The sequence below is a fragment of the Gottfriedia sp. NPDC058432 genome (assembly GCF_042721555.1).
GTDB lineage: Bacteria > Bacillota > Bacilli > Bacillales > Bacillaceae_G > Gottfriedia.
The window spans coordinates 203,640-219,804 of sequence record NZ_JBHXLC010000005.1 but is presented as its reverse complement, the minus strand read 5'-3'; the positions used below and the strand labels follow the sequence as shown (position 1 = coordinate 219,804).

The 16,165-nt window shown below is 37.0% G+C and carries 5 protein-coding genes; all 5 read left to right on the top strand.

What is annotated here, in order from left to right; genetic code table 11:
• Positions 1–2,988 (top strand): S8 family serine peptidase (locus tag ACFWM3_RS07825; RefSeq protein ID WP_390310962.1); only part of this gene is annotated, 2,988 nt, incomplete at its 5' end.
• 399 nt (positions 2,989–3,387) lie between these two features.
• Positions 3,388–3,585 (top strand): aspartyl-phosphate phosphatase Spo0E family protein, encoded by a 198-nt coding sequence (locus ACFWM3_RS07820; RefSeq protein ID WP_390310961.1) that lies wholly within the window; start codon positions 3,388–3,390, stop codon positions 3,583–3,585.
• A 410-nt stretch (positions 3,586–3,995) separates the two neighbouring features.
• On the top strand, positions 3,996–12,065 hold the full coding sequence (locus tag ACFWM3_RS07815) for a glycoside hydrolase family 94 protein (protein ID WP_390310960.1): 8,070 nt from the start codon (positions 3,996–3,998) through the stop codon (positions 12,063–12,065).
• 389 nt (positions 12,066–12,454) lie between these two features.
• Positions 12,455–12,628 (top strand): hypothetical protein, encoded by a 174-nt coding sequence (locus ACFWM3_RS07810; protein ID WP_390310959.1) that lies wholly within the window; start codon positions 12,455–12,457, stop codon positions 12,626–12,628.
• Positions 12,625–15,756 carry an efflux RND transporter permease subunit gene (locus ACFWM3_RS07805; protein ID WP_390310958.1) on the top strand — a complete coding sequence of 1,044 codons (3,132 nt, stop codon included), beginning with the start codon at positions 12,625–12,627 and terminating at the stop codon, positions 15,754–15,756. Before ACFWM3_RS07810 ends, ACFWM3_RS07805 begins: the two co-directional genes overlap by 4 nt.
• Positions 15,757–16,165: the final 409 nt, after the last annotated feature.

Sequence of the window (16,165 nt, the reverse complement as noted above, 5' to 3'; positions counted from 1 at the left end):
ATAGAAGCAGGTGAATGGATGCTTGCTCCTAAAGATAAAAATGGCGTACCACATCCAGAAATGGCTCCTAATGTAATTAATAACTCATGGGGAGGCAGTCCTGGAATAAATGATTGGTATAAAACGATTATCACAAATTGGAGAGCAGCAAATATATTCCCGGAATTTTCAGCAGGAAATACAACTCAATACAATCCTGGTGGACCTGGATCAGTTGCTAATCCTGCAAACTATCAAGAATCCTTTGCAACAGGGGCAACTGACATAAACAACAACTTAGCCAATTTCTCATTAAGGGGACCATCACCATATGGCGGAACACTTAAGCCTGATATTTCAGCACCTGGAGTTAATATAAGATCATCAGTTCCAGGAGGTAAATATGAGGGGGGATGGAATGGAACCTCGATGGCAGGTCCACATACATCAGGACTTGTAGCATTATTACTTCAAGCCAATTCATCTTTAACAGTTAGTGATATTGAAAGAATAATAAAGGAAACAGCAACTCCTTGTACTAACTCTCAATATCCTGAAACCCCTAACAATGGATATGGATATGGTGTGATTAATGCATTTAAGGCTGTATCATCAGTTATGACAGGACTTGCTGAAATTAAAGGCCAAGTATCAGAAGAAAACACTGAGAAAGCAAGACTTCCATTATCAGCCACAGTGACTATTGTTGAAAATGGTCGTTCAACAAAAACAAATCCGCAAGACGGGTCATATAGTTTTAAGGTAAAAGAAGGAGAGTATACATTAAGAGCTGAACAGTATGGGTACTATCCACACGATCAGAAGGTTCAAGTAGCAGCTAACCAAGTTCTTGAAAATACAAACATTACATTGGCTCCAATACCTAAGAGAACATTAACAGGTAAAATCACTAATGCGCAAACAGGAAAACCTGTGAAAAACGCTAAAGTTTACTTAATCGAGGATGCAGCAGTAGCACCAGTTACAACTGATGCAGACGGTAATTATTCAATAACTGGATATGAAGGCAAATATACAGTTCAAGTTACAGCAGAGAACTATTTTAATGAGAAATTTACTGTAGATATTACGGGTAATGAAAATGTCTCACATGATCTTCAACTAAAACCATTTATAAATTTTCCAGGAGAGATCGGCTATGATGATGGAACAGCAGAATATTCAGTGGGTCAATGGGAAGCTGGAGGTGGCTTTGCAGTAAGAATGTCACTTCCGGAGGGAGAGACCACAGGAATAGTAACCTCTGGATTATTTATGCTTGATACAACATATGGAAAAACATTTAAGGTGGCAGTTTATGATGCAAGTGGAAAGGATGGCGCCCCTGGAAAAATGATAGCAGGGCCGTTTAATGCAACTGCTTCTAAGGAGAACGGGAAATGGACAGTCGTTGATTTATCCGCGCAGCAAATAGTTGTAACAGGCGATTTTTATATGGTTTTAATACAGGATCAGATGGCTCCTGCAAGCCCAGCAATTGCATTGGATAAAACGACAGTACCAACAAGAAGATCATGGGTGTTTGTAAAAGACGGTCCATTCACTATAGCAAGTAAAGATTATGGAAACGTAATGATTAGATCAACAGTTAAGCTTGGAGCACTAGCTCCAGTTATAACATCACCAGTGGACAACCTATATGTAAATAATGAAAAAGTAACAATAAAAGGTATGGCAGCTCCAGGAATGGACGTTCATATATTTAGCGGTGATAAAGATATAGCAAATGGAAAGACAAATGATGATGGAAGCTTCTCAATTGATGCTGTACTTCAAGAGGGAGTTAATATTCTAAAGGCAAAAACTATAACAGAACTCGGATCTACTACTTATTCGAAGGAAACAAAGGTTATAGTAGACAAGACAGCACCAGTTTTAGAAATATCAAGTCCACAAAATAACGCATATATGAATAGTCAAGCAATAACTGTAACAGGAACAGTTAAAGATGATCTAGATTATGTTGATGTAAACGGAACAAAGGTAGATATAGATTCAAATGGAAATTGGACAGCAAAGCTTATTTCCAAGGAAGGTGAAAATGTAATAAATGTTGTCGCTAGAGATAAAGCAGGAAATGAAACTGCTAAGAGCATTACAGTTAATGTAAAATATTCAATACGTGAAATTAAAAATATCATGCCATCGAGTAATGTAATATTAAAGGCAGATCAAACATTAAAGGTTGAATTCGACAGTGAGCCAGGATTGAAAAATGCAGTATTTACAATTAATGCTCCGATTAATGGCATAACAAGTGCAGCATCTGTGCCAACTGCAAGTTTAAGCAACTTTGAAGTAGTTATGACCGAAGTAAAGGATGCAAAAGGAAATGGCACTGGACACTATGAGGGCTACTGGAAAGCAACTAACAAGCTTACATTAAACGGTGCACAAATAGTGGTAAAAGTAGAAGATATGTATGGAAATTCATTAAGTTCCACGGCAGCAGGAAAGCTATATGTAATTAGCAAACCAATTCCTAAGCCTGTTCCAGACAAAACAGCACCGAGTATTCCTTCGGTAAGTAAGGTGACATATACAGGAATATCTGGAAAAGCTGAGATCGGTTCCAACGTATACGCTAAAGCAGGCAAAGTAATCATAGGTTCCTCAGTTGTAAACAGCAAAGGAATTTATTCTATTACCTTCAAAAGTCAAAAAGTAGGAACAATCATTTATGTATACGCAGTAGACAAATCTGGGAATGTTGGAGCGGCAAAAAAGGTAGTAATAAAAGACATAACACCACCAGCAATTCCTTCTGTTAAAAGTATAACGAATACAAAAGTAACAGGGAAAGCCGAACCGGGTGCTAAAGTTTATGTGAAAAAGGGAAAAGTAATCATTGGTTCTAGTACTGCTAACAGTAAAGGAATTTATACCGTTTCTTATAAAAAACAAAAAGTGGGAACAGTCCTTTACGTCTATGCAAAAGATAAGGCAGGGAATACAGGTAAAGCGAAAAAAGTTGTAGTGAAAAAATAAATTAGGTTCAATACAATCATTCAGAATGCAAATGAAAAGCCTTAGAGTACTCCATTCGTTTGATTGGTCTTGACAAAAAAATAAGCAAGTACAGCAACTGGTATGTTATGACATCAAATGTGAAACTACTGATAGATTCTAGTTGACTTAAATGATGACAAGAACCGGTGACGCTTCATTATGACGTTGCCGGTTTTTTACACTTTATTTCTCTATTCTATAGGAATAAGCAGAGAAAAGAGACTACAGATGAGATTATGGATTTGAGCGTTTACCCACCAGAATTCATGAGAACTAGATACTGTAACAGTTTCAGAAGCTAACAATGGGCAGCTTATTTCAGCAGTCACACCAAGATAGAATTCTTACTGGAGAGTTATTAAATGGAGGGGTTTAGGGATGGCTACTTTATTACAACAACAAGCAAAACTAGAGATAGAGAAAAAGAGAAATCAATTATATGATTTTTGTAAGCGGTATGGATTTCTTCATTCTAATACCATTCAATGTAGCCAAGAGTTAGATCAGCTAATAAATCAGTTATTTAAAAGCTTTACGGCTTTGAGGGAAGAGCGGTATGAGTACTTAATAATTTAGATACCGATAAACTGATCTTGTAGTACTTGGCACCAATTTGTATTCATACTAATGGTCAGATGTCCTTTATATTTAGTGATTAGATGTAAACTAAAGCATCATGTCATGTATTGTCAATTACGTACTTCACATGTAGAGTGTGTGGCAGAGCTTGTTTTAAAAACTAAATAATACAAAATAAAAGGCAGCGGAAATTAGTACGTTGCCTTTTTCTTCTTTTAAGAGATTTGCCAAACTGAATTGTTTTAGGGTCAGTTTTTTAGTATTTCAGATTCAAAAGTTTTTATTCCTTCCATTCTTTCAAAATTCATCCTCCTATCTCCAACAAGTTTAATCTTCATAAATAAAAAATAAGATTTAGGGAATATTTACCACTATGGACTATTTTTCGAGTTACATAGGAGGTTTATATGATACTGAGTAATGAACAATTAAAAGAAAGAGGACGTGAGTTTGCTTTAACTCAGGAAATTTTTGTGAACAATTTTTTAATTGTTCGTTATTGGCCAGGATTTCGAAAAGATATGGCTAATCTACATACGTTTGCAGAAAAACTGAGTAACAATAAAGTGAATTGTAGGCAACCAGCGGAAGACTGGCTACTAGATCACATTAATTTTATAGAGACTCAAGCTCAAGAAGTGTTAAGTAAGCTGCCACGTGAAACACTACATAAACTACCAAAGTTAAATTCTACTGGGATGCCAAGAATATATGCACTTTGCAATGATTACTTAGAGCATGTGGGTGGTCGATATGAGGCCAACTCATTTGAAGGGTATATAAAAGCCTACCAAGAGGTATCTGTTTTAAAAGATCTAGAATGCTGGGCTTTGCCAAGTGCTATGCGAGTTACTTTAATACGCCGTTTGTCTGGAGCGATGGTTGAAGTACAACGTCGTCACGAAATATGTGATTCTATTACTTCAATTCTTGAAAAAATAACAAAGTTATCAGACGATAAAATTCGAATTTTATTGGATAGGGAAGCAAGTAAAAAACCGTTTGGTCCAATTGAAATTGTACATTTAGTGAGACATTTGAGCGAATTGGAAGCGAATATGCATATCGTTCATGACTGGCTTGCAGCTCACATAGAGAATAGTGAATCAAGCCTTGAGCAGATTGTTTCGTTTGAGAACCAATTGCAAGCAGACTTGCAAGTAAGTTGCGGGAATTTAGTTCAAAGCTTGCATAAGTTAGAGCGACAGCCATGGAGATTAACATTTACAAAAATTTCACATCTAGAACAATTTTTACTCTCTGATCCATCAACTATCGATTATAAAAGTTTAGATTTAGACAGTCGAGACATAATTCGTGGACGTGTTGCAGAGATTGCAAACCAGTTAAAAGTACCAGAAATGTTAGTAGCTGAGACAGCACTACATCTGGCCAAATCGAAAATAGTAGAGCCGGATCAAACAAATGTAATGCCGAGAAAGGCTTATATTGATTATTATTTGTTTGATGCCCAAGGAAACATAGAAATACGTAAAGCACTTTTGAAGAAAACTAGACCACGTATTCTTCCACAGATATCTTTACGAAAACGACCATTGTATTTGTATTTATCAACTGTAGCTTTATTGTTTATTGGAATATTGGTTCTCTCTGGTGGATGGATAACAGCTGGGGGATTCTTTCGACCTTTATCGTGGATAGCGATAATAGTAGCTCTTGTATTACCTGTTAGTGAGTGGGCTATAACGATTGCCCATAAATTAATTTGTCGATATAGTCGCACTGTAAAACTTTTAAGGTTTGATTATTCAGAAGAACTTCCGGAAGATGCTAGTACAATGGTCGTTATTCCAGTTATATGGTCAAACACCAAAGATGTAGATGAAGTAGTGGATCAACTTTTAGTTCATTATCTTGCAAATCGTCAAAATAATATTTATTTTGGTATTTTAGGTGATTTTACAGATGCGTTGACTGAATCAAAATCTGAAGATCATGAACTATTGACATATGTTACTTCAAGGATCGATGCATTGTGTAAGGAATATGGGGAAGATAAATTTTTCTTATTTCACAGATCCCGACTTTACAATCCAACAGACAATCTTTATATGGGATGGGAGAGGAAACGTGGAAAAATAGTAGAGTTTGTTGAGTTATTGACTGGTAGTGATAATTCTAGTTTTACAACAATTCATGGAAATAAAGATATATTAAGAAAGATTCGATATGTATTTACAATAGACCAAGATACCCAATTACCAATTGGAGTTGTTGGCCGAATGGCTGGGACCATTCATTACCCGTATAATCGACCACGATTAAATGCAGATGAAACACGCGTAATTGAAGGTTTCGGATTATTACAACCACGAGTAGGCGTGAGTTTTGACTCAACACAAAAGTCACGCTTTACTTCTTTATGGGCAGGGGAGCCAGGAATTGACCCGTATTCTTTTGCCGTATCAAACGTATATCAAGATTTGTTTGGTCATGCAATTTTTGTGGGTAAAGGTATTTTTGATGTAGAATCATTTCAAAAAACCTTGGTAAATCGGATACCGGATAATCATGTACTTAGTCATGATCTATTAGAGGGTGGGTTTCTTCGAACAGGACTAACTTCTGATATTGAAGTTGTTGAGTCGTATCCGAGTTCCTTTTATTCATACCAACATCGAGAGCATAGATGGATCCGAGGAGATTGGCAACTTATAAAATGGTTAGGAAAAAATTGTGTAGATCGTAATGGTGAGAATAAACGAGTTGATTTATGTGGATTAACACGTTGGCACATTATTGATAATTTGCGCCGTAGTCTACTTGCACCAGCTCTTTTACTAATTGCCTTACTAGGATTTAGTGTATTACCGGGCAAAGCTTGGGTTTGGGAAACAATCGTACTTTTAACTGTTTTTCTTCCCTTTCTTTTTTCACTTTTACAAGGTGCAATTGGGAGAGGAAGCATTCGTGCAATAAAGATTAATTTTATGCAGAATCTGGTTAAATTTGTAACATTGCCGTTTACATCGGTTCTTGTAGTAGATGCTACTTTACGAACTCTTTACCGGCTATACATTAGCCGACGTAATTTGCTAGAGTGGGTCACATTTGCTCAGACTAGTAACAATCCTGCTACAAAAAGAGTCTTTATGTACGAGTCTATTGGATGTGCAGTCATTATATTGTTTGGTCTATTGGCATGGTTTTCCAAAGGTACTTTAAATTACATATTTGGTACTGTGGAACTAATTATGTGGTTTTTAGCAAGGCCAATCATACAGCAATTAAATCGACCGTTAAAAGTTGAAAGTAGAGTTTGGTTGGATAAAGCACGTGCTGAATTAAAGGAATTAGCATTTCAAATTTGGTCGTTCTATGAAAAATATGTTACATCAGAAGAATCTTGGCTACCACCTGATAATGTACAGTATCTATCAAATGAAACCGTTGCCCATCGAACATCGCCAACAAATATTGGACTATATTTAACTTGTGTTGTAGCCGCTCGTGATTTAGATTTTATTGATACATCTAAAATGCTTGATCGAATCGAATTATCGATGAAAACCATTTCTAATATGGAAAAATGGAATGGACATCTGCTCAACTGGTATGATACATGCTCTGCAAAGCCGCTTTCTCCTCGATATGTTTCCACTGTTGATTCAGGAAACTTTATTGCTTATATGATGGTAGTAAGACAGGGACTAATAGAATGGAAAAAAAGAGAAGAAGAATTTCAATCTCGTATTGAAAATATTATTATTGAAATTAATCAACTCATTGAACTAACAGATTTCAGATGCCTATATAACAATGATGAACGCTTGTTTAGCCTTGGTTATCACGTTGACTCAAATCATAAAGATACGATTCTATACGATTTACTTGCTTCAGAAGCTAGGCAAGCTAGTTTCGTAGGGATTGCACTTGGTCAGATTCCTGTTTCTCACTGGTTTACACTTGCTCGTACTATGACAATTTTTAATAAGAAAAAGACACTATTGTCTTGGTCGGGAACAATGTTTGAGTACATGATGCCAAGCTTGATTATGAGGACATTTAAAAATACCATTTGGGAATCAACTTATCGAGGAGCTATTTATCGTCAACGTCAATATGCAGATAAATATCAACTCCCGTTTGGTATATCAGAAAGCGGATATTACGCGTTTGATTATCAATTAAATTATCAATATCGTGCATTCGGTGTTCCAGGGCTTGGACTTGAACGAGGTTTAGAGCGAAACCTGGTGTTAGCACCTTATGCAACCATTATGGCTATTCCATATGCAGGTGATGATGCTCTTTTGGCACTTCAAAAATTTAAAGAATATGGTGCAAAAGGTGAATATGGCTTTTATGAAGCTGTTGATTTTACAAAAGCTAGAATGCCTAAGGGGCAGGATTATAAAGTAATACAAAGCTTTATGGCACATCATCAAGGTATGAGCATGTTAACTCTTGTCAATTTATTGACTGATGATATTATGGTAAACCGATTCCATCACGATCCACGAGTTTGTGCAGCGGACTTGCTACTCCAAGAAAGAGTGCCAGTAAAAGCAGCATTAATTGAAAAACCAATAGGAATTGATGCAAAAGCTCCTGAATTTGATGGTAATTTGGATGACACTGAACGTACATTTACTGGACCGAGCTCCATTCCAGAGGTTAATGTTTTGTCAAATGGACATTTAACTAGTGTAAACACGAACGATGGCACAGGCATGATTTTATGGAATGGGTTAGCTGTCACAAGATGGAAAGAAGATCCTGTTTCAGGAACTTCTGGGCCAATTATTTTTATTCATGATGTCAACTCTGAAGAAACTTGGAGTACATCAGGTTTCCCTTATGAGACAACGATGGATATGAAAACACAATTTCGTTTTGACAAAACTACTTATGAAGGAACGAAAGAAGGGATATCTTATAAACTTGATTTGACGATATCTTCTGAGATTGACGCAGAAATACGACGACTTCAAATAGTTAACAACAGTAGTGAAAATCGTACATTAGAAGTAACATCTTTCTTAGAGTTAGCGCTAGCAAGTCAGTCTGCAGATAGTGCACACCCAGCATTTAGTAAGCTTTTTATTGAAACTAGCTTCGATAAAAATGCACAATGTTTGCTAGCTAAGCGTCGTCCGCGAGAGGATGAGGAGGATGAAATCTGGGCAGTTCACACAATTTTTGTAGATGGACGTGAGAAAGGCGATTACGAATTTGAAACAGATCGGGCAGAATTTATAGGTCGTGGTAATACTCTTGAAACACCAAAAGGTATTTACTCACATCTAAAAGGATCAACTGGTTCCGTTGTTGATCCGGCGTTTTCAATGAGGCGTTCATTACAATTGGGAACTAATGAGACCGCTACTATTTATTTTGTTACTGGTGTTACAAAAAGTCATGAACAAGCGCTTGAAATAGTACAGCGCTTTAGTGATTCTAAACAAGTTGATCGAGCATTCCACTTGGCTTGGGTACGATCACAAATTGATCTTAGACAGATGAATTTAACACCTAAGCAAGCTACTGATGCAAACATTTTAGCGGGAAGACTTCTATTTAACCCACCGTTAACAAAAATTCGTAGTGAGGCAATTTCACACAATAAATTGGGACAATCTTCCTTATGGCCTCTAGGTATTAGTGGGGACACGCCAATTATTTTAGTTTCCATCAAAAAAGAGTCTGATTTGTCCTTTGTTACTCTTTTAGCTTGTCAGCATCAATATTTAGTGAAGATGGGGTTAGCTATTGATTTAGTGGTATTAGATGAGACAATTGGCAATTATCAAGATCAGTTCATGAGGACTTTAAATGAAAATCTTATTTCTCGTGGAATCTATCACATGAATCGAATTGTTGTATTGAAGTCAACCCAGTTGTCAGAGGATGAAAGAAATTTACTCTTAGCTGTTGCCCGAGTAGTATTGAAAGCAGGAGGGCCAAGTTTACGTGCACAATTACGTCTATTAGAAAAATATTTACATCCAATACGGAAAATCAAGGTTTCAAAACAAATACACCACGAGAAGCGAGCGATTAGTATCCCTGTTGGTGAATTTTTTAATGGTAGGGGTAGTTTTATCGATGATGGCCATGCGTATCAAATGATTGTAAAAAACGGAGAGCATTTACCTAGACCATGGAGTAATGTAATTTCTAATCCAAGATTTGGATGCTTATTAACTGAATTAGGTACTGGATATAGTTGGTGGCGAAATTCCCGTGAATGTAAACTTACGCCTTGGAATAATGATCCGGTCCTCGATCCTCCTGGTGAATGTCTTTATATAAGAGATCTTGGAACAAATCAAGTTTGGTCAGCTACTCAAAAACCTGCGGGTGGTGATCGAACATATAAGGTTATACATGGTAGGGGATATAGTAGTTTCGAACAACTTGATGGAGATGTAGTTTCTACTATGGATACAACAGTTCCGTTAGATGATCCTTTGAAAATTATTAGACTTCGATTATTTAATAAAAGTGATAAATTAAAGAAGATAGCCATAACGTATTATGCTGAATGGGTTCTAGGGGTACTTAGAGAGGCTCAAGCACCATTCATTGTTACAGAATGGAATTTAGATAATAGTACACTACTTGCACAAAACAAGTACCAAGAAAAGTTTCGTGACGCGATTGGTTTTATACATATTGCGCTTCCAGAAACGATAGCGAATTCTCATCATACGTATTCTTGGACGAGTGACCGTACAGAATTTATTGGGCGGGGCAATACATTAGAGTGTCCAACAGCATTATTAGAAGAAGCACTTAACAAGAAAACTGGTGTGTTTTCAAATTCTTGTGGGGCCGTACAAACTGTTATCGAACTTCCAGCTAACGAAGAAGTGACGATTAGCATATTGCTTGGTTGTGCAGCTTCCAAACAAGAAGCGTGTTCACTAGTACAGCAATACGGAAGGCCTTCTGCGTATGAAGAAACATTTTCAAACGTTAAAAAGTACTGGGAGAGTACTCTTGGACAAGTGAAAGTTAAAACACCTGATCGAGCGATGGATATAATGATGAATGGGTGGCTTCTGTACCAAGCACTTAGTTGTCGATTATGGGCTCGCACTGCTTTTTATCAGGCAGGAGGCGCATTTGGTTATAGGGATCAATTGCAAGATTCACTAGCCTTTTTACATGTAGATTCGACAATATTAAAAAACCAAATACTTATAAACGCAGCGCATCAGTACCTTGAAGGTGATGTTCAACATTGGTGGCATGAAGAAACTCACAAAGGAATTCGAACGATGTTTTCTGACGATTTACTGTGGCTACCATATGCTGTTTCACGTTACATAGAACAGACAGAAGACCTAGAAATTCTTCAAAAAGAGGTACCATTTTTGTATAGTGAAGTGCTAAAAGAAGGAGAATTGGAGCGCTATGAGGATACTGTTGTGTCTGATGAGAAGGGGTCAGTGCTAGAACATTGTCTACGCGCGATTAAACATTCTTTGAAGTTTGGTGAACATGGTATTCCATTAATGGGAATAGGTGACTGGAATGATGGAATGAGTCGGATTGGTGCTAAGGGACGTGGGGAAAGTGTGTGGCTAGGTTGGTTTTTATTAGATATTTTAAAGAGGTTTTTGAAATTTGAAGAGGGTATCCTTTCACAAGATATCGTAAAGCAATTTGAACATGAAGTAGCTCAATTGGAAATAAACATGAATAAAAATGCTTGGGATGGTACTTGGTTCCGTCGTGCATTTACTGACGCAGGAACATGGCTTGGCTCAATGGAGAATATAGAGTGCCGAATTGATGCTATCGCTCAGTCTTGGTCAGTTATTGCTAACGGGACACCAATCGATCGTCAGGAAAGAGCAATGCGCTCATTTGATCGTGAACTTGTAGATCGAGATTTGAATCTGGCACGTTTACTAACAAAAGCATTTGATAAAACATATCCAAGTCCGGGGTATATACAAGGCTACCCACCTGGAATTCGAGAAAATGGTGGGCAATATACTCATGGAGTTATTTGGGGAATTGTTGCTTGGGCAATCTTAAATCGTCGTGATAAGGCATTTGATCTGTTCTCTATTTTAAACCCAATCTCACATACAAAAAATATTCGTGATATTAAAACATATGGAAATGAACCATATGTAATGTCGGCCGATGTCTACACAGCAAATCCACATGAAGGACGTGGAGGTTGGTCATGGTATACAGGTGCTTCTGGTTGGATGTACCAAGCAGGTCTAGAATATATTTTGGGAATCAAGTGTAGAGGAAACCGTCTATATACACAACCTTGTGTTCCTATAGAGTGGGACTCATTTAGTATTGATTACAGATATGGCGATTCGGTCTATTCAATTGAGGTTTTTTGTGGCCAAAACCAAGATGAATCAACATGGTTAGTTGATGGAAAAAAACAAGAAAATAGCGAGTACTTATTGCTCGAAAATGATGGGGAAAATCATCAAGTAGTAGTTTATGTAGGTATACAATATTCTAAAGTAATATAATTGAATGTAAAAAAGGAGTGCATTTTTTGCACTCCTTTTTAGTTGTTTAAAATTTATAAGTAGATTTATTTTTAAAATAAAATGGGTAACTCGAATGGATGAGGGTCGGTTCATTAGTGTGAATGATTTTATAGGGTTTGTGAGGATATATAATAAAAATTGATATAGAGATATAATAACGCATACTGCACATGTTGAGTGTGTAGCAGAGCTTGTTTTAAAAGGAGGCAATTAACCCTTGTGGTTGTTGTTCAAAAAGATGAGGATGGATAGCTCTGACTTTTGAAGAGCTTTTTGTGCCTTGTTGCTTCCCAAAAAAGTGTAAATTAATTAATTGGATTAACAAAGAATTTATATAGCTTTACAAATCTGAAATTGTAGATTAACAGATGGGGATTAATCTATTAAAAAGGAGAGTAAAGAAGGCAACAAGATTGCTTGCTGTGTCATTTAAAGCAAATGGTGAAACAGATGACCTTAGTTTTACAACTATGGTTGGTCATCTAATGTCTGTATACGTACATAATAATTTCTTTATAAAGGAGAGAATCGGAAGAAAATGAATCGTTTACTACAAGCCTCTATCAGAAGAGCTGGCCTCATTATTACCCTTACTGTCATCGTTTTAGTATGGGGTGCAATATCAGCCTTTCAAATGCAGAGGGATTATCTACCGGAAATTAATAATCCTACACTTACGGTTACAGTAAAAGCACAGAGTCTACAGGCTGATCAGGTTAAAGAATATATAACAAAGCCGATCCAGGAGGCGGTCAGGGTAGTAGACAATCTTCAGGATGTGGAAACCAATTCCTTTAATGGGGGCTCGTTTATAAGTCTAAATTTTCCTATGAAATATGATATGGAAATGGCAGAGCAGCAAGTGAATAAAGCGATAGAAGAAATTTCATTGCCAAAAGGAACCGACAAACCCCTTGTGAACCGCCTTAGTACGCATTCGCTTCCTATTATGACAATCAGTCTAAAAAGCAATAATGTCAATATTACCGAAAACATACTTAGGACTTCAGTACAAGAAGAAGTGGTAAAAGGACTTAAAACTGTCCCTGGAATAAAGGACATTCAAGTGTCAGGCGGTGGAAACGCTGGATACGCCATCTCAATTCGCAAGGACGATTTAATTAAGTCCGGTTTTAGTGTGGATGATATCAATAATTCCCTCAAACAACAACACACAACTGAAACAGAAGGGGACTTATCAGACGGCCAGATGACACTTCCCATAAAAGTGAACGGCTGGGGGCTGAACAAAACAGATCTGCAGAAGTTGCCTATAAGTCGGGCTGATGGTAAGACCATTTCTCTATCTGACGTGGCAGATATTTCGAATTCGATTGTTAATCTTCAGACCATATCCAGAACAAAAGGTACACCGAGTGTAGTACTGGATATATTAAAAACGCCTTCATCAAATATTACCAATTTGTCGAAAAACATTCACAGCCGACTACAAGATATAACACCGATTAAAAATAAAGATGTAGAAGTTTCCATACTTTTTGACCAAGGGCAGCAGGTGAACCATTCTTTACAGGGACTCGTTAAAGAGGGATTATTGGGGTGCTTGTTCTCCATGATCTGCGTATTTTTATTCTTTCGCAATGTACGCTCCACTTTATTGATTGCTATTTCCTTGCCAATCTGTCTTTTAGCTACTACCGGCATCCTAAAGTTATTAGGAATCTCCCTTAACATTCTTACCGTTTCCGGCCTTGTGGTGGCGATGGGAAGAGTTGTGGATGATTCGATTGTGATCTTAGACAATATCAACAGAAAAGTAAAAGAAGGAAAAGAATTAAAAAGCTTTTCATTTATTACGCTAGCTGTAAAAGAGATGATTCCAGCGATTGTTTCATCTACGGCCACTACGGTTGCCGTTTATATTCCCATAGCCCTTGTCGGTGGTCTCGTTGGCGCAGCCTTTTCAGGTTTTGCATGGTCTGTTGTTATTGCTCTTATTATTTCCTTAGTAGTTTCAGTTCTTGTCGTTCCTGCTCTATATAATCTTATCTGGAAAGGAAAGCCCACAGCACACGATGATTTCATGGCTCAACGTTCTGATAAGATTTATGGCTGGTTTTTTCAGAAAAGGAAGCTTTTTAGTACAATAACTGTAATTATATTTGTTGTTTTGGGTGTAGCCTCAGCCTTGCTTCCTGTAAATTTCCTGACCATGACGAATAATACAGGGCAGCTCGGCATTCAAATTGAATTACCGAAAAATACATCGCTGAGTGAAGTAGACGAAGAAGTGAGGAGAGTTGAAGGACTTTTGCGAATGAATCCAAACGTTTCTTCATTTTCTTCCGGCCTCGGTTCTTCTTTCACTCCTCAATCAGACGATGTATTTGATGCTGGAGGTGGATGGATACAGCAGCCGAATATAGCCAATCTGTCCCTAAGTATTAGAAAAAGTGCAGATAAAAATAGAATGACCAGCCAATTACAAAAGCAGTTGAATTCTCTTAAAAGTTCAGCAATTTACACGGTAACTGATAAGAGTATCTCGGGAGATGACTCTTTATTAAAAATTAATCTAAGTGGTGCGGATAGCCAAACTCTTGAAAATTTATCACGCTCTGTTGGAAATCGCCTAAAGTTGATACCGGGCCTTGCCGTACAAGGTTTGGCTGATGAAGAAGGAACAGTTTCTCAATATCAATTAACCTTAAACAGAAAGATGATTGAACAAAATGGTCTGAATTTATCAGATATAATAAATAGGTTCAAGTTATACACTGCTGAAGGCACAATAGGCGAGATTTCGATTAACAATAATACATATCCTATCGCTTTACATCTTAAGAGTGTGGATAGTAAGAACGACCAGACAATCAATGAAACAGATCCGGCTCTGCGATTATTAAATCAGATGGGTAACGAATCGTTTATAAATAAAGAGGGAAGAAATTTTAGATTAAATCAGCTTGTTGTTGCAGCTCCCATAACAGATTCATCTGTGATACAAGAAAAGGATGGTCATCCATACGCTGTTATTAATGGAAACATTCTCTCTAGAGATGTAGGGAAAGTAACGAAACAAGTTAAAAATGTACTTAAGGATACTCCGCTGCCCGAAGGAGTCAATTACTCTTTTGCAGGAGCTCCTGAGCAAGTAAAGGAAATGATTTATGAAATGGCCATTGCTTTATCATTTTCCGTTTTGATTGTTCTGTCCATTATCAGTTGTGTATTCAGGGGATGGAAGGCACCTCTCACAGTATTAGTTTGTATACCGCTTGCCTTCATTGGATCAGTCGCTGGAATGCTAATCTTCCAGTTAGAATGGAATCTGGCCGCTCTGGTCGGACTGTTAATGTTAACCGGAATAGTCGTTACGAATGGTATTGTATTAGTAGATAAAATAGAGAGAAATAGGTTGGCAGGCCATAGTTTGGATGAAGCACTATTACAAGGTACATTATCTAGAATTAGGCCGATCCTCACAACTGCTTTAACAACAATTTTAACACTAATGCCTTTAGCTTTATCATCTCGAACTGACACCATTATCTCTCAAACTCTCGGTATAGTTGTGATTGGTGGGTTAGTTAGCTCCACATTTATCAGCTTATTTATGATTCCTATTCTGTATAAATGGCTACATAAGAACTATGAATCCAACGGCATCGTTGATGATTTCAGTCATAACTTTAAGAAAACCGTTTAGGAAGTGTTTAGTATTTATTGTATCCCGGGAATTAGGTCTTTGGTTTTGGCTGTAGACTTTATGCTCATTCTTGTCGTTATATCAAAGAATCGTTTTAAAAACGGTTCTTTTTTCTATTTATGAATTACATTTATACGATCATTTCTGGTCCATAACGGTAAACGGTCTAGACTCCTGGATTACATTTAGAATTAAATTCTATCTTTCTACTTCTTTTAAGTAGTAATTGTTCTACTAGGTCCCCAATTAGAGGGGGCCGTTCAAATTCCTAGTAAGTAATTATTTATGTTATTTACTTGTATTTTATTTAAATTATGTAAATTTGTTTAGATGAGAGATTGAGCATACAAGGAATTCCAATATTGATATACCAACGTTTTGATGTGGTAGATTATTCAATTATCCTATT

Coding starts and splice junctions, on each gene's coding strand:
- ACFWM3_RS07820 (WP_390310961.1), top strand. CDS start 3,388: ATGGCTACTTTATTACAACAACAAGCAAAACTAGAGATAGAGAAAAAG.
- ACFWM3_RS07815 (WP_390310960.1), top strand. CDS start 3,996: ATGATACTGAGTAATGAACAATTAAAAGAAAGAGGACGTGAGTTTGCT.
- ACFWM3_RS07810 (WP_390310959.1), top strand. CDS start 12,455: ATGGGGATTAATCTATTAAAAAGGAGAGTAAAGAAGGCAACAAGATTG.
- ACFWM3_RS07805 (WP_390310958.1), top strand. CDS start 12,625: ATGAATCGTTTACTACAAGCCTCTATCAGAAGAGCTGGCCTCATTATT.